This window comes from Acinetobacter sp. CIP 102136 (assembly GCF_000369685.1).
GTDB classification, from domain to species: domain Bacteria; phylum Pseudomonadota; class Gammaproteobacteria; order Pseudomonadales; family Moraxellaceae; genus Acinetobacter; species Acinetobacter fasciculus.
Map to the genome: position 1 here is coordinate 1,550,527 of NZ_KB850142.1, position 20,785 is coordinate 1,571,311.

The 20,785-nt window shown below is 43.4% G+C and carries 21 protein-coding genes; 14 read left to right on the plus strand and 7 right to left on the minus strand.

What is annotated here, in order from left to right; genetic code table 11:
- The first annotated feature begins 128 nt into the window (after nt 1–128).
- The 7 genes from F893_RS12865 to pal all read left to right on the plus strand — a co-directional run bounded on the left by F893_RS12865 (nt 129) and on the right by pal (nt 6,857).
- The gene (locus F893_RS12865; protein ID WP_171066784.1) at nt 129–1,472 is read left to right on the plus strand and encodes an amidohydrolase; all 1,344 of its coding nucleotides are present in this window, start codon (nt 129–131) and stop codon (nt 1,470–1,472) included.
- Nucleotides 1,473–1,739: 267 nt separating this feature from the next.
- Complete coding sequence (gene ybgC / locus F893_RS12870; RefSeq protein WP_004645668.1) at nt 1,740–2,147, plus strand: tol-pal system-associated acyl-CoA thioesterase; 408 nt, start codon at nt 1,740–1,742, stop codon at nt 2,145–2,147.
- 27 nt (nt 2,148–2,174) lie between these two features.
- Nucleotides 2,175–2,873 carry a protein TolQ gene (tolQ, locus tag F893_RS12875; protein WP_004645669.1) on the plus strand — a complete coding sequence of 233 codons (699 nt, stop codon included), beginning with the start codon at nt 2,175–2,177 and terminating at the stop codon, nt 2,871–2,873.
- Nucleotides 2,873–3,322, plus strand: coding sequence for a protein TolR (gene tolR, locus F893_RS12880; RefSeq protein ID WP_004731735.1), 450 nt, complete (start codon nt 2,873–2,875; stop codon nt 3,320–3,322). The genes tolQ and tolR overlap by 1 nt, the downstream gene beginning before the upstream one ends.
- A 3-nt stretch (nt 3,323–3,325) precedes the next feature.
- A complete protein-coding gene (tolA, locus tag F893_RS12885) occupies nt 3,326–4,741 on the plus strand; it encodes a cell envelope integrity protein TolA (protein ID WP_005252442.1) in 1,416 nt (471 codons plus the stop codon).
- Nucleotides 4,742–4,946: 205 nt separating this feature from the next.
- The gene (gene tolB / locus F893_RS12890) at nt 4,947–6,230 is read left to right on the plus strand and encodes a Tol-Pal system beta propeller repeat protein TolB (RefSeq protein ID WP_171064287.1); all 1,284 of its coding nucleotides are present in this window, start codon (nt 4,947–4,949) and stop codon (nt 6,228–6,230) included.
- Nucleotides 6,231–6,284: 54 nt separating this feature from the next.
- Nucleotides 6,285–6,857: a peptidoglycan-associated lipoprotein Pal gene (gene pal, locus F893_RS12895; protein WP_004279115.1), complete on the plus strand. Its 573-nt coding sequence runs from the start codon at nt 6,285–6,287 to the stop codon at nt 6,855–6,857.
- A 79-nt stretch (nt 6,858–6,936) separates the two neighbouring features.
- Here the strand turns inward: pal and F893_RS12900 are convergent, their stop codons facing one another.
- The gene (locus F893_RS12900) at nt 6,937–7,122 is read right to left on the minus strand and encodes an NF038105 family protein (RefSeq protein ID WP_004645674.1); all 186 of its coding nucleotides are present in this window, start codon (nt 7,120–7,122) and stop codon (nt 6,937–6,939) included.
- Between the two features lie 180 nt (nt 7,123–7,302).
- Here F893_RS12900 and F893_RS12905 point away from each other — a divergent pair, with 180 nt between their 5' ends.
- From F893_RS12905 to F893_RS12925, 5 genes are all read left to right on the plus strand, one after another.
- On the plus strand, nt 7,303–8,277 hold the full coding sequence (locus F893_RS12905; protein ID WP_005252445.1) for a class 1 fructose-bisphosphatase: 975 nt from the start codon (nt 7,303–7,305) through the stop codon (nt 8,275–8,277).
- Nucleotides 8,278–8,328: 51 nt separating this feature from the next.
- On the plus strand, nt 8,329–9,105 hold the full coding sequence (locus F893_RS12910) for a TrmH family RNA methyltransferase (RefSeq protein WP_005252450.1): 777 nt from the start codon (nt 8,329–8,331) through the stop codon (nt 9,103–9,105).
- Nucleotides 9,106–9,272: 167 nt separating this feature from the next.
- Complete coding sequence (locus tag F893_RS12915; RefSeq protein WP_004645678.1) at nt 9,273–9,887, plus strand: RNA polymerase sigma factor; 615 nt, start codon at nt 9,273–9,275, stop codon at nt 9,885–9,887.
- Nucleotides 9,884–10,201, plus strand: coding sequence for a hypothetical protein (locus F893_RS12920; protein ID WP_004645680.1), 318 nt, complete (start codon nt 9,884–9,886; stop codon nt 10,199–10,201). The genes F893_RS12915 and F893_RS12920 overlap by 4 nt, the downstream gene beginning before the upstream one ends.
- Nucleotides 10,191–10,601 carry a DUF3106 domain-containing protein gene (locus tag F893_RS12925; RefSeq protein WP_005252453.1) on the plus strand — a complete coding sequence of 137 codons (411 nt, stop codon included), beginning with the start codon at nt 10,191–10,193 and terminating at the stop codon, nt 10,599–10,601. The genes F893_RS12920 and F893_RS12925 overlap by 11 nt, the downstream gene beginning before the upstream one ends.
- A 56-nt stretch (nt 10,602–10,657) precedes the next feature.
- On the opposite strand, the gene F893_RS12930 is transcribed toward F893_RS12925, so the two are convergent.
- From F893_RS12930 to cxpE, 4 genes are all read right to left on the minus strand, one after another.
- A complete protein-coding gene (locus F893_RS12930; RefSeq protein WP_005252455.1) occupies nt 10,658–13,069 on the minus strand; it encodes a CSLREA domain-containing protein in 2,412 nt (803 codons plus the stop codon).
- A 9-nt stretch (nt 13,070–13,078) separates the two neighbouring features.
- Nucleotides 13,079–14,878: a rhombotarget A gene (gene rbtA / locus F893_RS12935; protein WP_005252460.1), complete on the minus strand. Its 1,800-nt coding sequence runs from the start codon at nt 14,876–14,878 to the stop codon at nt 13,079–13,081.
- 120 nt (nt 14,879–14,998) lie between these two features.
- Nucleotides 14,999–15,703, minus strand: a complete 705-nt coding sequence (hda, locus tag F893_RS12940) for a DnaA regulatory inactivator Hda (RefSeq protein WP_004645685.1) — start codon at nt 15,701–15,703, stop codon at nt 14,999–15,001.
- A gap of 14 nt (nt 15,704–15,717) precedes the next feature.
- Nucleotides 15,718–16,938 carry a chloramphenicol efflux transporter CxpE gene (cxpE, locus tag F893_RS12945; RefSeq protein WP_004645686.1) on the minus strand — a complete coding sequence of 407 codons (1,221 nt, stop codon included), beginning with the start codon at nt 16,936–16,938 and terminating at the stop codon, nt 15,718–15,720.
- A gap of 135 nt (nt 16,939–17,073) precedes the next feature.
- Between cxpE and purM the strand changes: the two genes are divergently transcribed.
- Both purM and purN read left to right on the plus strand, forming a co-directional pair.
- On the plus strand, nt 17,074–18,144 hold the full coding sequence (purM, locus tag F893_RS12950) for a phosphoribosylformylglycinamidine cyclo-ligase (RefSeq protein ID WP_005247623.1): 1,071 nt from the start codon (nt 17,074–17,076) through the stop codon (nt 18,142–18,144).
- Nucleotides 18,145–18,150: 6 nt separating this feature from the next.
- Entirely contained in the window at nt 18,151–18,780 is a 630-nt protein-coding gene (gene purN / locus F893_RS12955; protein WP_005247624.1) for a phosphoribosylglycinamide formyltransferase, read from the plus strand.
- 65 nt (nt 18,781–18,845) lie between these two features.
- Here purN and F893_RS12960 read toward each other — a convergent pair whose 3' ends face one another.
- The gene (locus tag F893_RS12960; protein WP_005252462.1) at nt 18,846–19,649 is read right to left on the minus strand and encodes an alpha/beta fold hydrolase; all 804 of its coding nucleotides are present in this window, start codon (nt 19,647–19,649) and stop codon (nt 18,846–18,848) included.
- On the minus strand, nt 19,646–20,668 hold the full coding sequence (sppA, locus tag F893_RS12965) for a signal peptide peptidase SppA (RefSeq protein ID WP_005252463.1): 1,023 nt from the start codon (nt 20,666–20,668) through the stop codon (nt 19,646–19,648). The genes F893_RS12960 and sppA overlap by 4 nt, the downstream gene beginning before the upstream one ends.
- Nucleotides 20,669–20,785 lie beyond the last annotated feature (117 nt).

Below are 20,785 nucleotides of genomic sequence, written 5' to 3' on the forward strand. Positions count from 1 at the left end.
TAACACCAACAATACCTTTAAAGTATTAAAAAATACTTAGAGAGTTTTGGTTGAATTTAGATCAGTATGCCATCCTAAAGAATCACTTTAACCATTTCAAATTCTTAAGGTTCTCCCGAAGTATGAATATGTATAAGCAGATATCCCTTTGTCTCCCTCTTCTTTTCTGCAGCCAATTCAGCCTGGCTGACTGGATTGATGATTCTGTACAAGCTGCTGAAGCACACACCATCAAATTACGCCAGCATATCCACCAGCATCCTGAACTGGGCAACATGGAATTCAAAACCTCGGAGCTGGTCCAGAAAGAATTAAAATCCTACGGCATTGAAGTACGTAAAGGCTATGCCAAAACCGGTGTAATCGGTGTATTGAAAGGTGCAAAACCCGGCCCTGTGATGGCCTTACGTGCAGATATGGATGCCTTGCCAATTAAGGAAACAGCACCGGTGTCTTTTGCCAGCAAACAAAAAGCCATTTATCAAGGCAAAGAATCTTATGTGATGCATGCCTGTGGACATGATGCACATACTGCGATGTTATTGGGTGCAGCCAAAGTTCTGGCCGCCAATAAAGATAAAATTGCGGGGACAGTGGTATTCGTATTCCAGCCGGCTGAAGAAGGCGGTGCAGATATCGATAACTTCACTCATGGCGATCAGATTGGCTCACGCAAAATGATTGCCGACGGTGCCTTGAACAATCCAAAACCTGAAGTGATTTTCGGGATGCATGTCATGGCAGGCATGCCAAGTGGCAATATCTTCTACAAAGATGGTGCGATTTTGAATAGTGCCGATCATTTACGTATTCAGGTGAATGGCAGTCAGGTACATGGCTCCATGCCTTGGGCAGGTAAAGACCCGATTTATGCCTCTGCCCAGATGGTGACCAATTTACAAAGCCTGATCAGCCGTAAAGCCGACCTGACCAAAGGGATGGGTGTGGTCAGTATTGGCAGTATTCAGGGCGGCACTACCGGTAACGTCATTCCAGATCAGGTCAATATGGTCGGGACTATTCGTTCCAATAGTGAAGATGTACGTCAGGGCATTTTAAAAGACTTGCCGAAAATGCTGGAACACAATGCCGCAGCCAATGACGTTAAGGTGAAAGTCGAAATTGCACCTTATGCACCAGTGACCACCAATGATAAAACCTTGACTGAATTGATGCGCCCAACCTTGGCGAGCGTGCATGATGAAGATAAATTGCATGTTTTAGACAACAATGCCAGCGCCAGTGAAGATTTTGCTTATTATGGCCAGCTCATGCCATCGCTCTTCGTTTTTGTTGGTGCCACACCAGCAGATCAGGATCCGGCAAAAGCCGCACCGAATCACAACCCGAATTTCATTGTCGATGATGCGACCTTGAAAACCGGTGTCGAAAGCCATGTCCGTTTTATTCTGGACTATCCAAAAGTAGCTGAGCAGGTTCAGGCCAACTGGAAACAGAAAAATAAAGGCTAATCTTCTATTACTAAAAATGCGCGGCTCCAAGGACTCGCGCATTTTAGTATCTGCTGCTGTTTTATAAATGAGCTGTTAAGCGCTTAGTACTTCATCTTAGTGACTTCTCTCCAGATTTGACACCTTGTGCCATTGGTCTCAAGACTCACAATGCTAAACTTTGAACCGCTAAATTGCTTGACTGTTGGCAGGAATCCGGCAAACTCTAATCCCTTTCCTGCATCTAAAAACAAGCAAAAATTTCGAAAATCTGCATGGAACAAAACTATGGCGAATCACTTTGAATTCAATATCCGCGTTTATATTGAAGATACTGATGCGGGTGGCATTGTCTATCACGCCAATCATATTCGCTATATGGAACGTACCCGTACCGAATGGTTACGTGCCGCTGGAGTGAGCCATTACTGGCATCAGACAGACTACAATTTTGTGGTGCATAAAATTAATGTCAAATACATGCGTCCGATCCTGATGGATGATTTAATTACTGTTACGGCACGTGTCATTTCATGTAAAGCTTCATCATTTGTATTGCAACAAAATATTTATCGTGGTGAAATCATGCTTGCATCAGGTGAGGTTGAGTTGGCATGTATCAGTGCAGAGATGCGACCACGTCGACTCCCGGATGAAATCCGCGAACTAATTCAAAAAGAATTGGAACAAGACTAAAAAAATTTATTGGCACACGTAACAACTATGGCGACTCAGTTAGAATCATCTCTTCAAGTTTCAGATCTTATTTTACAAGCAAGCCCTGTCGTACAACTGGTGATGCTTTCTCTCCTGTTAGCCTCAATATATAGCTGGTATCTGATTGCTAGGCTCTATATGAGTTATAAAAAAGCCCAGGCCGATGATGAACATTTCCAGAAAATCTTCTGGTCTGGCGCTGAGCTGAATACTCTATATAACAATGCACAACTCAATTCTAAACGTACCGGCCTTGAAGATATTTTCTATCAGGGTCTGGGCGAGTTTCTAAAACTGAAAAAACGCCATGCGCCGACTGCCCAGTCGATTGAAGGAACAGAGCGTATTCTGCGTGTCGGTTTAAGCCGTGACCAAGGTCATCTGGAACAAGGTCTGGGTGCATTAGCAAGTATTGGCTCGGTTGCGCCTTATGTCGGTCTGTTCGGTACAGTCTGGGGCATCATGAACGCCTTTATTGGCCTGGCAGATGTTGATCAGGTGACACTGGCGACGGTCGCACCCGGTATTGCAGAAGCACTAATTGCAACAGCGATCGGTCTGTTTGCAGCTATTCCAGCAGTATTGGCCTTTAACCACTTCACGGCCAAAGGTGAAACGGTCTACTCTGACCGTGCACTGTTTGCTGAAGAAATGGTGGCGCTATTGCAACGTCAGTCTGTGGGCGTAACTCAGGACAAAGACTAATGGCGATTCAAGGTTCAGGACGCTTTCAGCGTATTAAAAAGCCACTGAAAAGTGACATGAATGTCGTACCATATATCGATGTCATGCTGGTACTTCTGGTGATCTTTATGGTCACCGCTCCGATGATTACCAGTGGCATCAAGGTTGACTTGCCTCAGGCCAACGGATTACCGATCGAATCCAAGGATGCCCCGACCATTGTCACACTGAAAGAAGATGGTTCATATTATCTAGAATATAAAAATCAGGCGACTGGTCCGGTCACACTGGAAGAATTGACGCGTACTCTGGTTGATGCCCAAACCCAGGCACAAAATGAAAACAAGGTGCTCAATGTCGTGATCAATGGCCATAATACCCGTCCATATGGCGATGTCATGGCCTTGATGTCCAGCCTGCAGGATGCTGGCCTTTCTCAAGTCGGTTTACTGACCAAACCCCTAGAATAAAGTATGAAAAATTATCAGAAACCGCCCTTTCAAAAAAAAGCAATTGCGATTGGATTTACGCTCGGCATCCATGCAGTGGCTTTGGTGGGCTTACTTTATCTGGGCATGAGTAAACCCCCTGAACCGCCAAAACAGATCAAAACCGTTCTGATCAAGCCAGAAGACCTTAAACCGGTGACTCGCGAAGAAACCGAATTTGAGGAAACTGCACATGAAAACGTCGCAGAAGAAATTACCCAAACTGCTGAACCCAGTATAGAACCGGCTCCTGTCATTCCAACTGCTGCCCCTGCTGTACCTGTGACTCCACCTCCGCCAAAAGTCGATACACAAAAAGCGCAGCAGGAGCTAAAAGCGGCAGAGGCAGCACAAGCCAAGGCTGCGCAGCAAGCAGCGGAAGCAGCAAAACGTGCCCAAGCCGCTGAACAGGCCAAACAGGCAGCAGCCAAAGCTAAAGCCGATGCAGCGCAAAAATCCAAGGCGGAAGCCGAAGCTGCACGCCAAGCTGAACTGAATGCACAACGCAAAGCCGATGCAGCGCAAAAATCCAAGGCGGAAGCCGAAGCTGCACGCCAAGCTGAACTGAATGCACAACGCAAAGCCGATGCTGCTCAAAAAGCCAAACTGGAAGCACAGAAAAAAGCTGACTTAGCTGCCAAGCAAAAAGCGGATGCTGCAACAAAAGCCAAAGCAGAGGCTGATGCCAAACGTAAGGCTGAAGCTGCTGCTAAAGCAAAGGCAGATGCGGCAGCAAAAGCCAATAATGATGCAGCGGCGAAACGTAAAGCAGATGCGGATGCGAAAGCTAAAGCCGATGCAGCGGCTAAAGCCAAAGCAGACGCGGATGCGAAAGCTAAAGCCGATGCAGCGGCTAAAGCCAAAGCAGACGCGGCAGCCAAGGCTAAAAATGATGCAGAGGCGAAACGCAAAGCGGACGCTGATGCGAAAGCTAAAGCCGATGCAGCGGCTAAAGCAAAAGCCGACGCTGATGCCAAACGCAAGGCTGATGCCGATGCTAAGGCCAAATCTGATGCAGATGCCAAGCGCAAAGCAGATGCCGAAGCAAAAGCCAGAGCTGATGCAGATGCCAAAGCTTCAGCCGCGAAACAGGCTGCTGAAGAAGCTGCACAGAAAAAAGCGGAATCAAAACGGATTGCATCCACTGCGAAGCGCGATTTTGAAAACAAAATCAAACGCGCCTGGGATACACCAGTCGGATCATCAGGCCAGCGTGCCACTGCACGTGTAACCCTGAATGATAATGGCGGTGTGGTCTCGGTCATTGTGAATTCAAGTGATTCAGACATGAAAGCCAGTGTAGAAGCTGCAGTCCGTGCTGCAGCACCTTATCCAATGCCATCCGATCCAGATGCACGCCGTGAAGCACGAAGTTTTACCTCAACCTTTACTGCGCAATAAAAAACGGAGCCATCACATAAATAATGTTGTGATGGCTTTTATTTTTTAAGCTAAACTTCACTTTAAATTGATTAAATAATATTCACTTTTCACAGTGTCATAACAGTTTGGTCATAAATTCATGGTTTTATTCTATTAAATCCATGCGATGATGTAGCCCAAGCACCTATACAATAAATCCGTTGATTTGAGTAAATAACGAATGATGGAAAAGACTCGCAAACATCTACTCTGCCTCGCAATCATTAGCGCTTTAAGCCCTGTATTGGCAACCCAGTCCTATGCCCAATTGCATCTGGAAATTACCAAGGCACCTGAGGCAGCACCTAAAATTGCCGTTGTACCTTTCAGCCAGGATCAGAGCATTTATCCTATTGTGGAAAATGACCTGAATCGTTCTGGCCGCTTTACCAGTGCTTCAAAAAACCTGCCTGCAACAGCGACATTGAATAATCCGAATGCAGAAGCTTGGGCATCGGCTGGTGTTCCCTATGTGGTCACCGGTTCATCCAAAGCCACAGCCGATGGTTCTTTTGAAATCCAGTATCAGCTCTATGATGTCGAAAAAAAACAATATCTATTAAATGAATTGCTGACTGTTCCAGCCTCACGCACCCGTCAGGCAGCGCATATGATCAGTGATGCCATCTATCAGGCATTGACCGGCATTCCAGGTGACTTTAGCGGACGTATTGCCTATGTGCTGCGTAATCCTGCTACGCCGGAACAGCGCTATACCTTGCAGATTGCCGATACCGATGGTGAACAGCCAAAGACCATTTTGACCTCACGTGATCCAATCCTTTCTCCAGCATGGACACCAGATGCCAAAAAAATCGCTTATGTGTCCTTTGAAACCAAACGCCCGGCGATTTATGTACAGGATCTGGCGACCGGACAACGTGAAAAACTGGCCAGCTTCCGCGGCTTGAATGGTGCGCCGAGCTTCTCTCCAGATGGCAAGAGCATGCTGTTTACTGCTTCTATGCACGGCAATCCGGAAATCTACCAGATGAATCTGGAAACGCGTCAGCTACAACGTATGACCAATGACAGTGCCATTGATACTGAAGCACGTTATTCACCAGATGGAAAATCTTTTATTTTCACTTCTGACCGTGGCGGTTCTCCACAAATTTACCGCCATGATCTTGAATCAAGTAGCAATAAACGCCTGACCTTCCGTGGTGCATTCAACGCGCGCGGCACGCTGAGCGCAGATGGTAAAAAACTTGCATTAGTTCATCGTCCAAGCGGCAGTAACTATCGAGTTGCGGTTCAGGACATGACCTCCGGTGTGAACAATATTCTGACGCCAACGACGCTGGACGAATCGCCGAGCTTCTCACCAAATGGCCAGATGGTGGTCTATGCCACCCGTGAAGGTGCACGCGGACTCTTGTCGATCATGTCGCTGGATGGCCGCTTCCGTATGAATTTACCAAGTGAAACGGGTGAAGTCCGTGAACCGGCTTGGGCGCCAAAATAAGATTTTTATATTGATAAACCCTTTACCCCATAATCAAACTTCATGGAGATGAAGATGAACAAAGTAAAATTATTTGCCTTGCCACTTTTAGCAGCAGCTGTTGTCATGACAGGTTGTGCGAGCCGTAAGCCTGCCGCTGAAGTTCAAACGGGCGGTTTAGATACGACCGGTACAACAACTGTGAATACTCAAGGTCTGAGTGAAGATGCAGCACTGAATGCACAAAACATGGCAGGTGCTTCTGCAAAAGGTGTTACTGCAGAAAATAAAGCATTCTTGGCAAAACGCGTGGTGCATTTTGACTATGACAGTACTGAACTCAGCAATGAAGATCTAAATACGCTGCAAGCCCATGCGCAATTCCTAATGGCCAATGCCAATTCACGTGTAGCACTCACCGGCCATACCGATGAACGCGGTACCCGTGAATACAACATGGCACTTGGCGAGCGTCGTGCCAAAGCAGTAGAAAGCTTCTTGGTGACGACTGGTGTTAATCCTGGTCAACTAGAAGCAGTTAGTTATGGCAAGGAAATGCCAATCAATGCGGGCCATGACGAAAATGCCTGGAAAGAAAACCGCCGTGTAGAAATTAATTATGAAGCGGTACCACCATTGTTGAAATAATTTTCATTCATGATGGTTTCATCAAATAAAAAGCACTCAATCATGAGTGCTTTTTATTTGCTTCAATGAAAGAATCGGTCTACTTGGGAAGCTGATCTTGTTCAGCCGGATGCATCGATTCGATCAGGTCATGTTTATTGAATTGTTTGTACTCTGGTTTTGCTTCATAATCCCGCCAGGCTTCTTTCATCTTGTCTTCAGAGATATCATCTAAAGTAATGCCTTCGCTTGGCGTTGGAGTCGCATCAAACTTCAATGTTGTCATATCTGTGCTCCTATTCTCAATTTTCCTTTGTCTTCAACATAGCACTTTCCGCAGGAGTTGCAAGGGCAAAATCGATACAAATAATCCAGTTTAATTTTTCTTTTAGTACGTTCTCATCTAAAATATAGCCGCATATCGTTTTGATCATTTTTTCCCGATTTAAGTTTTGGAGTTTCCCCTATGTCATACCGCACTTTATCCCAGTTTTTACAACAACAAAGCGGGAATCTCACACCTGAACTTGCGCAAGTTATTGAAACAATTGCAAACACTTGCAAAGATATTGATCAATTACTGCAAAAAGGTGCTTTAGCGGGTGTATTGGGAAGTGCACAGCATGAAAACGTTCAAGGCGAAGAGCAAAAGAAACTAGATGTCATTTCTAATGACTATTTGATTGATGCCTTGCAGCAACATCCAAATGTGGGTGGTTTGGCCTCAGAAGAACTGGATGAATTCACCCCTGCACAAGAAAATGGTCAATTTCTGGTATTGTTCGATCCATTAGACGGTTCAAGCAATATCGACATCAATATGTGTGTTGGTACTATTTTCTCGATTCTTCCTGCGAAGAATGCTGTGACTCAGGCAGAAGACTTTATGCAAGCCGGTGTTCATCAGGTAGCTGCAGGTTATGTGCTTTATGGCCCGTCAACCATGTTGGCATTGACGGTCGGCGCAGGCCTGGTGTTCTTTACCTATGACCCTGAGACTCAAGAATTCCTGCTGACTTCTGAAGCAATTCAGGTTGCTGCGGATACTAAAGAATATGCGATCAATGCGTCGAATCAGCGTCATTGGGAAGCACCAGTACAGCGTTATATCGATGAATTGTTAGCTGGCAAAACTGGCCCGCGTGAAAAAGACTTCAATATGCGCTGGGTTGCATGTATGGTGGGCGACATTCACCGTATTCTTTGCCGTAGCGGTATCTTCATGTATCCATACGACCTTAAAGATCCGGCTAAAGCAGGCCGTCTGCGTTTAATGTATGAAGCCAACCCAATGAGTATGTTGATGGAACAGGCTGGCGGCGCATCGACTACAGGTCGTGTCCGTATTCTTGAGATCGAACCGACTGATTTACATCAGCGTGTTCCTGTGATCATTGGTTCTAAAAACGAAGTTGATCTTGTGACCAGCTACCACAACTAATTTTTATAGCGGCAGCCGGTATTGAATCGGCTGCCGTGGATTATATCTCCCATGCCAACTTTTTTTCTTGATTCAAAAGACAATCCAAAGATTAAACACTTACGCGGTTTAATTGAACAAAATACCTATCGTAAAAAACAGGGTCAAACGGTTTTAGAAGGCACGCATCTGTCTCTCGCCTGGCTACATGAAAACCGTAAAATTGATTCTATTTTCACTACTGAACATGCACTTTCACATCCTGATTTCGAGAAAATTCTCGCAAAATACACAGGTATGGTCTTTGTTCTAAGCGAGTCTTTATACAAAGATTTAAGCACCTTAGGAACATCTGTAGCCTGTTTAGCTGTAGTGACTCTACCGACAGCAAATTATGCATTGGATTTTAAAGCAGACACTTTGATTCTGGAAAATGTACAGGATCCGGGTAATGTAGGCACCCTGCTTCGCTCTGCTGCTGCTGCCGGTATTGAACAGATTGTGTGTACCAAAGGGTCTGCCTCGCTCTGGTCTCCACGCGTATTACGTGCCGGTATGGGTGCACATTTCACATTGCAAACCTTTGAAAATATCGCGCTTGAACAAATTCTTGAGCAATTTCAAATCCCTGTCTATGTAACCAGCTCACACCGTGCTGAAAGCCTGTATTCAAAAGACTTACGTAAACCTTGCGTGTGGATTCTGGGTAATGAAGGCCAAGGCGTGTCTGATTATGCGATGCAACATGCTGAAGCCGTGAGCATTCCGCAACCCGGTGGTCAGGAATCACTGAATGTCGCAATTGCGGGTTCGATCTGTTTCTTTGAAATGGTACGTCAACGTATCTAATTAGGGATTTAGGTTACAGTGTTTTAATACGACCCTGCCCATGTATAAAATAGATTAAACTACAAAAATAATAAACTTAATTGTCAACCAAACCAGGATTCCCAACGTTATATGATTATGAACTTGGGAATAATGGTGGGTGTCCAATGACAGGATTTTCCATCTCTATGGATTTAGCACCAAAACAGTTGCAAACACACGATGTAAGTATTCTGAAGAGTACGGCTGAAGCACGTCTGAAGAATTTCATGCAGGATGTGACTGGGCGTGCCTTGGTGATGATGGAAAGTGCGACTCAAGGTCATCATGGTATTGCCATGGATCTGGTTCAGGAAGCTTTCATTTCCTTACACAAATCCTATGCAGAAAAAAGTACTGAAGAATGGTATCCCCTATTTTATACCATTCTCAACAACAAGTTACAGGACTGGCGTCGTAAAGAGTCACGGCGTGGTCAAATGTTTTCATTTTTCAAGAAAGTCAGTCTCGATGACGACGAAATTGAATTTGATGATGTCGTCGATGAATCAACACCAACGCCGCTGGACTTTCTCGATCAGGCAGTCACTGCTGAAGAAATCCAGGAAGCGATTGCAAAATTGCCTGTGCGTCAGCAGCAGGCATTTATGCTAAGAGCTTGGGAAGGATTTGATACGCATACCACCGCACAGATTATGAACTGCACAGAAGGCAGTGTAAAAACCCATTACCACCGTGCTATCCAAGGCTTACGCGCCTCTTTAGCACATTTAAATCCATATCTGGGAGGGTCATCCGAATGAATCAAGATGATTTCTTAAAACAAGTAACTTCCAAACTTGATGGACTGGCACAACAACATAAAGACAAACCTGTTGTCATGCACCATGTTCTTGAAGAAATTCAGGATTCAAAACATTCACGCTTTGCATTTCTAAAAATGTCAGGTTTTGCTTTGGCAGCTGCGATTGCAGGCGTTGTGGTATTACCGAATCTTTCGGACCATAACGAGCCGCAAACTCAAATGGTGTCAGTCCCAAAACTGTCTCCGCAAATGCTTGAAGATTTAGAAATGTTAATGGTTTTAGGTGAGGACAAAGTTCCACATGGCAGCTAAAAAATTGGCGATTGCTTTTTGTGCATTCAGTTTTCTGCAAACCAGCTTTGCAGGATTTGAACGTTTTTGGCTATTTTCCAAGGATGCGAATACCCAAGTAACTGATACTTGGGATAGTCTTTCTGATTCTGAACAATTGGCACTGATTAAACGTTATCAATCTTTAAAAGAAATCCCCGAACAACAACGTGTTAGCTTACAGCAGCGTATGGACTGGTTTACTCAACTCCCTAATGCGGAAAAACAAAGAATGCGTGAGACTTGGCAAATGATGAGCAGTCAGGAACGCAAAGAACTGGGCGCACGTATGCAAAAAGCGTCTCCTGAGCAACGCCTTGCCATTCGCGAAGAATACATTCTCAAATATCAGCAAGTGACTCAGCAGCCTAACTCGCATTAAACACTTAATATAAAAAAGCCTCCATATGGAGGCTTTTTTGATGTTTCAATCATATTTTATTTTCTTAAGCGTCGATAACCTGCAAACCCTAATAATCCTAGTAGCCCCCACATTCCAATTGCCCCACCACCACTTGAGGACGTATTCGTATTTTTAACTGTATTACGTAACAAGATTGTCGCTTTTTCTGACATTTTTTCATCAGCATCAAAAATCGCATAATCCATGCTGTAATTTGCCTGGCTTAAATTATTTTTTACAGTAAATGTCAGCTGTCCACCATAACAGGTCTGATTTTGATAGGTATCAGGACATGCTCCTTGTCGCTCTGCCTTCAGTGAAACTCCCGCAGGCAGCTTAACAATATGAATCGGGATCTCTTTTCCATCTTTATCTTGATAAAAAGCCGACTTTCCTGATGGTAGAGGCCCATCCCCATCATCACTATCATTTTCAAGCGGATTTACCGTCACTGTAAGATTATTCTCTGGATTAAGCCGATATTCATCATCTTTTGCAATCGGTGCAATGTTGTTAAAAGCTGCTCTTAAGAGGCCAGCACTGCTCGCACCTGTAGCCCGGTCTTTAAGGGTATAACTACAGAACTCCATATCAACCGAACTGGTCTGCTTACCATCAGTGCGATACATCATGATCCGGTTTAAATCAGGTTTCCACTCACATTTAAGATTTGGATCATTTGGATTTCCTTCCACAGTGGTCGAATTGCCTGTACCAACTAACTTACCAACACCTAAAGTTTTTACACTGACCTCATAATTTTGTGAATTTAAGGCTTTAATTTGAATCTTATCATTGGTTAGAGTTTCTTGAGGCATAGCCAAGATAAAAGGATTAATATAGATTGCACGATATTTCTGATATTGCTTGGTATATTTGAGCAAATCCTGATAACTTTTCAATTCTTCCTTTAAACCAGGAAGCTCATTTTCTGGAGTATTTTTATCAGCAATGATTTCTTCGAGATCATCTATATTCTCCTGATAAAAGTCATTGAGTTCTACCAAACTCTTATTTTGTAAGTCTGTAATATCGGCTGCAGTCAAACGTCGGATTTCAACTGAGCCGATCTCGCAAGTATTTTTTTCACTTGGATCAAATGTTAATGTGGATCCAATCACACGATCAATACCACGCTGGTCTTGTTCAATACAGCCACTCACCCCGATATCTACCAAATCCGTTGCGGTCTGATTATCACGCGGGTAATACAGCCCTAGATAGCGATTATCAATAGCAGGCTCAATATAATTTGTTAATAAACTGCTGATTATATTGTTAGAGACATCAAGATTATTTGAAGTAGTATCTTCGTCTAATTCTGGCAATACGCAACGTGATGGCCCAGTCGTTTGAATTGCATTTCGAATTGTAGAAAATTCAACACGTTGTGCCCTGGTCGGATTTCCCTGATTTAAGGCATACTCACAAGACAGGCCTTGGTTAAAGGCTAAAACATTGAAATTAAAATACCTAAAACCGGTATTGTCATAAAATAAAGTAGATTGAGCTGTATTTTCAACAATAGTATTACTTAATGCAGTTAAACTGGAGAATTTACTGAGTGGACGATTAACTTCATTCGTCATACGCACAATATGTCCTGTGGTACTTGCAGTATTCTTCGCAATAGTAGAGTTAACAATTTCTACTGTGGCATAGCCACAAAAATCAATAATACTGTTAGTAGTGTCTGAACCGTTTTTAACAATACTACTGGAATTAATTTTCACATTGGTTTGAGTTGTACCTAAATTTCCCTGACAGTCCATTGCCAAAACACTACCATATGAACTCGCCTGATTTTTTTGAATTAAAGAATCCTGAATAACAATATTCCTTTCCGTATTCATTGCTACACTATAAATCGCCCCACCTTCTGCAGCAGCTCGGGAATTTACTATTTCACTGGTATTAATACTTAAAGGCCCTGCTACATAAAAAGTACCGCCATTACCTTTATCCAAGGTATTTATTGCTGCATAGCCATCCTTTAAGATCAGATGATGAATTTCCAGACTGGATTGGCTGGCCATACTATTAAATAATCTGGTTTTCCCCTGGCCTGAAATAGTACTTTTTAAAGCCTCCCGGGTTGGATATAACAGCGTAATCGGACTACGACTAGCATAGTTAAGCGGAGTTTTCCCATAAATTTTGAGCGCTGACTCTACGATCAGCTCTTTATCTAATTTGTACTCGCCTGCTTCAAGCTGAATCACATCTGCAGCTGAACCATCCAATCGAAGCGTACGTCCTACATTACATCCGCCATAAGATTTATCCAGTTTTGCAGTTTTAATGGCTTCTCGCAAAGAACAGGCATTATTATTCTCGCCATCTTCATCAGCAAAAGTAGTTACATATATCGTTTTATCTTCGGCTGCCATCAAACTCATGGCAGATAAAATCATGGCCGCAAGCAGTCCTTTTTTATAATTTTTCATGATTTTTCCTTAATCTTTTAATCCACGGCGTAAACCTATTAATCCGAGTAAAATCAGTAGCCCACCACCACCCCATGAGCCGCCTGAAGTTTTGATTGCTTTGTCTTCCATTTCATTTTTTGGCTCCTGAACAATTTGAGTAGTAATAGTCAAATAAGGTTTACTTTTATTAAACCGTGTCGATGAGGTCACCACTTGTAGTTCGAAAATATCTGCTCCATGCCAGGTAGAATCCGGGGTATAAACGACATTGCCATGAATATCGATGATTGTTTTACCCTTGGAAGCTGTTTTGGTTTGTACCACTTTCAAACAGCCATCTTGCCAAGGCTCCCCCGTCGGATTCTGACCAACAATGGCATTACACTGTTCTTTTGGAATTAAATCACTATCTCCCAGATAAGATTCAATTGAAAACTTGGCAATTTCACCCTTTAACAGATCTTCTCCCACCAGACTGCCTGAGATTGGTATCGTGATTTCAACAGCACCACGATCACAAAACAGATTATCCATCAAACGGTTGATCCCGCGCTGATCTGCCGCTTCACATGCTACCGTTGGATTTGCTAAACTCAATCCTGTGCCTCTATTCACAATCGGTGATTCACTCACAAGGATATAGTTCAACAAAATTCGTGGGCGCATATAACCGAGAAATTGTCCTTTAGGAACGCTATATGGACAAAGTATGGCATTATTATTTTCTTGTAGGGTCTGACAAATACCTTCACTTTTATCTGAGGATTCAGCAAAAAGTCGTGTACCATTCCAGAACTGGTTCGGCGCGACGGCATCCCCTACACCACACGAGGCTGTCAGCAGATTATTTTGCGACACAGACTTATCACCAGTGATAATTTGGCAATCCTGTGTACCATTTCTTAAAATAATACTATTCGCTACATAAGCTCTTCCATACGGTGCATGGATATTTAAAGCAGTATTTTCATTGTCAACTATGGTGAGATTATTCAATCCCATCCCGTCCAGGACATTAATAAATACACCCTTATTTTTTAGTATCGTACTACTTAATACCTCCCCACTAATACCTTGATCTTTACTGGAGTCAGCAAACTGTCCCGCGCTATAAATATTGGTCGCGGAATTATCCAGTGTCTGATTATTTTTAAGTACACTTTGATAAATGAGGAAAGCAGGTAGCTCGCTATACAGGATCCCGCCTCGTTGGGCTTTATTATTTTCGATCAGACTATTTTTAATTTGTGCACGGCTTGTTAAGTTCTGACCAAACTTGCCAGCATTATAAATTGCCCCACCCAAGTTGGCAGCAGCATTAAATAGACGGTTATATTCTAGAATTAGCTGACCTTTATTATAAATTAGGCCACCTTGTTCAGCACAACTGGTTTTACCACAGCCTTCAAGATCCAGTTCTTTCAAATTTAACTGAACCAATGTATCTGTACTGTTGATCCGGAAAAGGTTATCAGTACCTTTCATTTGAATATGAGCATTATGCAAGCCTAATGCTTTTTCATCCGTACTGAATTCGCCATCACTTTCTGCGACCGCACGGATGGTAAGAGATTTTTTAATCGCGATATGCTGGTTCAACACATAGGTATTTTTTTCTTTTAAAATAATGGTACTGGATGAGTTCTCCCCACCACACCCCATAAAACCTGATTTAGCTAAGCCACGGTTAACATACTCAACAGCTTCTCGAAGTGAACATTCCTTGTCATCTTTTTCAATATCTTCTGTAGTGGTTACAATAATATCTGCACTATACGACTGCCCCGCTATACATAGCAAAGCTATGCCTATGCTCTTCTTGAGCATAACCTTCTCCTTAATTTTTATTTCTTTCTTTTTCTTCTAAAGTTGCAGAATCCTTGCAACAGCGAATTATTTTGCCTTACTGTGTCATAGACTGAGTAATTACTCAAGAATTTTTATGATTTACCGATATTCGTCAATCAAGGCATATATCTGCCGCAAATTAGCATTGCTAACTTTTAACTTTTCCCCTTTAAGTAGTTGAATAATCTGCTCTAATCTTTGAAGCAGCACTGAAGTTTGATGTGGCCCATGGCTGAGTAAATAGTCAAAGATTTGAGGGTCTAAATGGATCCCACGACGATCGAGTACCGAGGAAACCAGCGCATAGCGATCAGCATACAAACTGCCACTCGGAACACGGGTACTGACCGCCTGCGTGAGACGGGATTGTAAATCTGGCAATTCGAGTTTGAGTTCGATAGGTGCAAAACGTGACGAAAACACCAACTGCCCACCACCTTCATTATTATAATTAATCAAGTGAAATACTGCGCGTTGCCAATGGGGTACGCCACTAATCGCTTCGATATCATCAAGTGCTACCAGATCAAAACGATCTAGAGAAGTAATCGCCTCAGTCGGTGCATCTAAAAGCTCAAGCAAAGATACCTGAATTGCAGATTTACCTACTTCCAGATAAGAGTCACAGATGGCAGACAACAAATGACTTTTACCTGTACCGGCTCCCCCATAGACATAAAATTGGTTGATCAGGCCTGCATGTAATTGACGGACAGCATCAATGACATGCCCCCAACCCGGCCCTGAAAAATCACTGATTCGGGCATCGAGCTGAGGTTCTATATCTAACTGCAATTGACGCATACGATTTTTTGGCCTTATGAGTCTTTACGATGTGGATCGTGAATTTTACTTGAGTTCTCCTCTGCTTGCAGCGGTTTTTTCTGTGGCTTTTTCATTTCAATATCAACATCTAAGTCTGCTGTTTCAATATTGATTGAACCGGTAGATGCATCTTGTATGATAACAGCCCGATCACCATAAAATGGCGTATGTTCATAATACTCACGGATATGCCGCAGCAGTACCACAATCACGGCTGCCACCGGTAAGGCAATCAGCATGCCCAAGAAACCGGCCAGTTGTGCACCTGCCAGAACTGCAAACACTACAGCTACAGGAGAAAGACCGATTTTATCACCTAGCAAGAACGGTTGCAGAATATAGCCTTCGACGGCCTGCCCGACCATAAAGACAATCCCGACCAATACCAGTTGCCACCAGTCGATTCCAAATTGGAAAAAGGTTGCAATGACTGCGGCAATAATTCCAACCGCAAAACCAAGATACGGAATGATACTGCACAATCCGGCAATCATCCCGATGATCAAGCCAATCTCTAGGCCAATCAGTTGCAGTCCCACTGCATAGACTACGCCTAGTAGAACCATGACCAGGAACTGACCTTTGACAAAGGCACCTAAAACACTATGACATTCACTCACAATAGTTAAGGTTGTTTTTTCATAAGGACGGGGAATTAGACGACGTAAGCTGTCCAGCATACGATCCCAATCCAGCAAGAAATAAAAGGCAATAATCGGAATTAGGACAATCGTGCCACCAATCTGGATAAAGTTCAGACCAGATTGTGCCAGTTTCAGCAGCATTGCCTGAATACTGTCAGCACTATAATTGGTCTGGACATAGTCCATTACTACTGAGGAAATCTGGTCAGTATCGATCTCCATCGGAACCAGATTAAAGCTATCGGAAAGCCAAGGTAGGAACGTGTAATTGATCCAGTGAATCCCGGCCGGAATGCTATCACGCGCATACATCAGCTGCTGCCAGACTAGTGGCACCAGATACCACATCACCAATGTAACCACGATCCCAATCCCGATAAATACGATACTGATCGAGAGCCATCGAGCCAGCCCAATGCGGTGCAAAACATTAACCAAGGGGCTAAATAAATAAGCAATTAGAAAAGCTGCAACAAAAGGAACTACAACTGGTTTAAGCAGATATAAAACCCAAAGTATCAATGCTATACCAGCAAGTATAAGAATGCGCCGTAAAGTACGATCGACCATAGAATCTTGCCTTTTCTCTATTAATCATTCTAAAAATTAAAATATTTTAATAAAGATAGCATTTTAGGCCACAAATACCATAAGAGTTTTACATATTCAGGTTATAATCGCACCCGCGAATGCGGAGACTTCATTATGAGCAACTCAACTTCTACCCCAAACACTGGTTTAAGCTACAAAGATGCAGGTGTCGACATTGAGGCGGGCGACGCGTTAGTCGATCGTATCAAATCTGTCGCTAAGCGTACCTCACGTCCCGAAGTTATGGGCGGTCTAGGTGGCTTTGGTGCACTTTGTAAAATTCCTAAAGGTTATGAAGAACCTGTTCTCGTATCTGGCACAGATGGTGTTGGTACAAAATTACGTCTGGCACTGAATTTGAACCGTCATGACACAATTGGTCAAGACCTGGTTGCAATGTGCGTGAATGACCTTCTTGTCTGTGGTGCTGAACCACTGTTCTTCCTTGATTATTATGCAACTGGTCACTTAAATGTTGATGTTGCTGCAAATGTAGTCACTGGTATTGGCGCTGGTTGTGAACTTGCTGGCTGTGCATTAGTTGGCGGTGAAACTGCTGAAATGCCAGGCATGTATGAAGGCGAAGATTACGATCTTGCAGGTTTCTGTGTCGGTGTTGTTGAGCAAAGTAAAATTATTGATGGCTCTAAAGTCAAAGCGGGTGACGTTTTAATTGGTGTAGCTTCTTCAGGTGCGCACTCAAACGGCTACTCACTGCTTCGTAAAATCCTGGACGTGAAAAACGTTGACCTGAATCAAATCGTCGATGGCCGCCCACTTGCAGATGTTGCAATGGAACCAACACGCATTTATGTAAAACCAATTCTTGAACTGTTAAAACACGTTGATGTCCATGCGATGGCACACATCACCGGTGGTGGTTTACCAGGTAACTTGCCTCGCGTACTTCCAAACGGCGCTCAAGCGCTTGTGAATGAATCTTCTTGGGAATGGCCTGAGCTATTCAAACTTCTACAACGCGAAGGTGGTGTAGAACAGTTTGAAATGTACCGTACTTTCAACTGTGGTGTCGGCATGGTCGTTGTGGTTGATGCAGCAGATGCAGACAAAACTGTTGAATTACTTAACCAGCTTGGCGAAAAAGCATGGGCAATGGGTCAGATTCAAGACAATGCTGAATCGGTTGCAGGTGCAGACGAAAAAATTCGTGTGATCTTCGCGTAATTTCGCATGATTAAAATTGCTGTACTTGTTTCAGGTAGCGGATCAAATCTGCAAGCCTTGATTGATGCCAATCTTTCGGGGCAAATTGTGGGCGTGATTTCCAACAAGCCTGAAGCCTTTGCTTTAACGCGTGCACAGCACGCAGGCATTCAGACTGCAGTTATTGAACACAAGCAATATCCAAACCGAGAGGCTTTTGATGATGTGATGCATCAACAGCTTTTGGACTGGGATGTGGATCTGGTGGTACTTGCCGGCTTTATGCGAATTTTAAGTGAAAAATTTGTGAAAGCCTGGGAAGGAAAAATGTTAAATATTCACCCTTCCCTGTTGCCTTATTATAAAGGCATGCATACGCATCAGCGTGTACTCAATACCGGTGATGTTCTGCACGGTTGTACGGTGCATTATGTTACGGCTGAACTGGATGCAGGCCAAGCGCTTGCCCAAGGTGTTCTCAAGGTTTCTCATCATGATACGGTAGAAAGTTTGGCAACACGTGTGCATAGCCTCGAGCATGTGATCTATCCACAAGTCGTAGAATGGATTTGTAGCGGAACGATTCAACATACTAAAGATGGTGTGTTATATCGAAATGAGAAAATGCAAGCGCCTGTTCAATTCTGCAAGTTCTAAAAAAATTTAGATATAAAAAAACGCATCCTCGGATGCGTTTTTTTATTTCCAATATATTCAATAATTCAAGCAGACTGTTGCTGAATCAGCTGTTTGACCAAGCCAGCTACTTGATCAGGTTGTTCCAATGGGAACATATGTCCACCATCCACCACGGTAAAAGGAATACCAAATTTCTTTTGCACTTGCTGCGGGAACTTTCGGGCCAGAAATGGACCTTTCTTAGCCACAACTAAATGCACAGGAATTTTGGGTTTTGCCTGAGGCAACCACCATAGTGACGGATTGGTTCTAAAGACTGCGACCTCATCCATTTTAGGAATAGTGAGTTCTACCCCACCCCGGATGGGATCATCCTGCAAGGCATGGTCAATATAAGCTTGGAAGCAATCTGCATCAAAATCCTGATAAAAACCTTTAGGGCGCAGCAATTCAGCGGCTTGTTCACGTGAATTCCAATGGTCACGACGGCGTTTGGACAGACCGGCCGGAGACATTTTATCCAATGCTTTTAAGCGAAAAGTTTTCGCAATATGCAAGGCAAAGGCTTCTTTGCCCATAATCATCGGCGGGTCCAGCATGATCATTTGTGAAAACAGTTCCGGACGCTGCAAAGCCGCCTGCAGAGTTAACACAGATCCCAAAGAATGCCCCAGACCAATGACAGGTCGCCCATGTGACTGACGTACAATACTGTCAATCACTTGCTGGGTCAGGCTTTTCCAATGGTTATCAACCGGATAACGCTTGTCTGGCCCTAAAAGCGGCACATAGATAATATCGTAATCATCTTGTAATCCATCAAACAGCTTTTGATAGACTTTGGATGGCACGCCATTGGCGTGCGCGAAATGAATCAATGGTTTCATTGCAGTGTCGTGCTATTTTCTGACTGAAGCTTCTGTGCAACCGAAGAAGCAATTCCATCCCCAATCGATGAACCCATACGACCCAAGACTGATTCAAATGGACTATATTCAATGGTGTAATTCAACGCTTTTTCAGTTTTCAGTTCACGTTTCAAAGTATTTAAGCTACCGATACGATCCGCAATTCCTAATTTCACCGCCTGATCACCGGTCCAGAACAAGCCAGAGAAAATAGCAGGATCATTGGATTTCAATTTATTGCCACGTCCTTGTTTAACTGCATTAATAAAGTGACCATGCACATTATCCAGCACACCCTGTACGTGGGCTTTTTGCACAGGATCAACCGGCTGAGTCATAGACAGCAAAGCTTTATTTTCACCTGAAGTCATGGTGCGATCTTCAACACCTAATTTTTGCAATAGATTAGTCACACCATAATTCGGCATGATCACCCCAATTGAACCGACCAAGCTCGATGGATTGACAATAATTTCATCCGCAGCTGAAGCAATATAATAAGCACCTGAAGCACCAGTATCGCCAATCACGGCATACAATTTTTTCCCAGAATGCTGTTTTTTCAGATACTGAATTTCTTGCCAGATTTCATCGGACTGTACCGGTGAACCGCCAGGTGAGTTGATATTCAGCACCACTGCTTTACTTTGTTTATTTTCAAAGGCTTTTTTCAATGATTTGATGGTATTGCTACTGTTGACGCTCTGCTTGTCGGCTGCAATCGTACCCACAATATCCACGACTGCGATATGCGAACCCGCAGCAGCGCTAGCATCTGAAGAAACTGAACTACAGCTTTTGCCTAATGCCAAAATGACAACAAGCAGATAAGCAAAAGTCAGAAATTTAAAGAAAATTCCCCAACGGCGTGCACGGCGCTGTTCTTCTACCGAAGCTAAAACTGCTTTTTCAAGCAATTTCCATTCCGGACCAGTCGGTTGAACTGGCTGTTGCGTATTTTGTATTTGATTTTCAGGTTTTGGTGGCCAATCGGACATAAATAATCCAATAAATTGATTTATATTGAATCCATTATATACACTGAATCGGGTAATTCTGTCTAAACAAAACGTTTTCGCCTATAATAAATTTTGTTCTCTTTTTTTGTACTTAGA

What these genes read in the sequence shown, in the direction of transcription:
- F893_RS12865 (WP_171066784.1), top strand. Translation starts at nt 129, where the DNA reads ATGTATAAGCAGATATCCCTTTGTCTCCCTCTTCTTTTCTGCAGCCAA.
- ybgC (WP_004645668.1), top strand. Translation starts at nt 1,740, where the DNA reads ATGGCGAATCACTTTGAATTCAATATCCGCGTTTATATTGAAGATACT.
- tolQ (WP_004645669.1), top strand. Translation starts at nt 2,175, where the DNA reads ATGGCGACTCAGTTAGAATCATCTCTTCAAGTTTCAGATCTTATTTTA.
- tolR (WP_004731735.1), top strand. Translation starts at nt 2,873, where the DNA reads ATGGCGATTCAAGGTTCAGGACGCTTTCAGCGTATTAAAAAGCCACTG.
- tolA (WP_005252442.1), top strand. Translation starts at nt 3,326, where the DNA reads ATGAAAAATTATCAGAAACCGCCCTTTCAAAAAAAAGCAATTGCGATT.
- tolB (WP_171064287.1), top strand. Translation starts at nt 4,947, where the DNA reads ATGGAAAAGACTCGCAAACATCTACTCTGCCTCGCAATCATTAGCGCT.
- pal (WP_004279115.1), top strand. Translation starts at nt 6,285, where the DNA reads ATGAACAAAGTAAAATTATTTGCCTTGCCACTTTTAGCAGCAGCTGTT.
- F893_RS12900 (WP_004645674.1), bottom strand. Translation starts at nt 7,122, where the DNA reads ATGACAACATTGAAGTTTGATGCGACTCCAACGCCAAGCGAAGGCATT.
- F893_RS12905 (WP_005252445.1), top strand. Translation starts at nt 7,303, where the DNA reads ATGTCATACCGCACTTTATCCCAGTTTTTACAACAACAAAGCGGGAAT.
- F893_RS12910 (WP_005252450.1), top strand. Translation starts at nt 8,329, where the DNA reads ATGCCAACTTTTTTTCTTGATTCAAAAGACAATCCAAAGATTAAACAC.
- F893_RS12915 (WP_004645678.1), top strand. Translation starts at nt 9,273, where the DNA reads ATGGATTTAGCACCAAAACAGTTGCAAACACACGATGTAAGTATTCTG.
- F893_RS12920 (WP_004645680.1), top strand. Translation starts at nt 9,884, where the DNA reads ATGAATCAAGATGATTTCTTAAAACAAGTAACTTCCAAACTTGATGGA.
- F893_RS12925 (WP_005252453.1), top strand. Translation starts at nt 10,191, where the DNA reads ATGGCAGCTAAAAAATTGGCGATTGCTTTTTGTGCATTCAGTTTTCTG.
- F893_RS12930 (WP_005252455.1), bottom strand. Translation starts at nt 13,069, where the DNA reads ATGAAAAATTATAAAAAAGGACTGCTTGCGGCCATGATTTTATCTGCC.
- rbtA (WP_005252460.1), bottom strand. Translation starts at nt 14,878, where the DNA reads ATGCTCAAGAAGAGCATAGGCATAGCTTTGCTATGTATAGCGGGGCAG.
- hda (WP_004645685.1), bottom strand. Translation starts at nt 15,703, where the DNA reads ATGCGTCAATTGCAGTTAGATATAGAACCTCAGCTCGATGCCCGAATC.
- cxpE (WP_004645686.1), bottom strand. Translation starts at nt 16,938, where the DNA reads ATGGTCGATCGTACTTTACGGCGCATTCTTATACTTGCTGGTATAGCA.
- purM (WP_005247623.1), top strand. Translation starts at nt 17,074, where the DNA reads ATGAGCAACTCAACTTCTACCCCAAACACTGGTTTAAGCTACAAAGAT.
- purN (WP_005247624.1), top strand. Translation starts at nt 18,151, where the DNA reads ATGATTAAAATTGCTGTACTTGTTTCAGGTAGCGGATCAAATCTGCAA.
- F893_RS12960 (WP_005252462.1), bottom strand. Translation starts at nt 19,649, where the DNA reads ATGAAACCATTGATTCATTTCGCGCACGCCAATGGCGTGCCATCCAAA.
- sppA (WP_005252463.1), bottom strand. Translation starts at nt 20,668, where the DNA reads ATGTCCGATTGGCCACCAAAACCTGAAAATCAAATACAAAATACGCAA.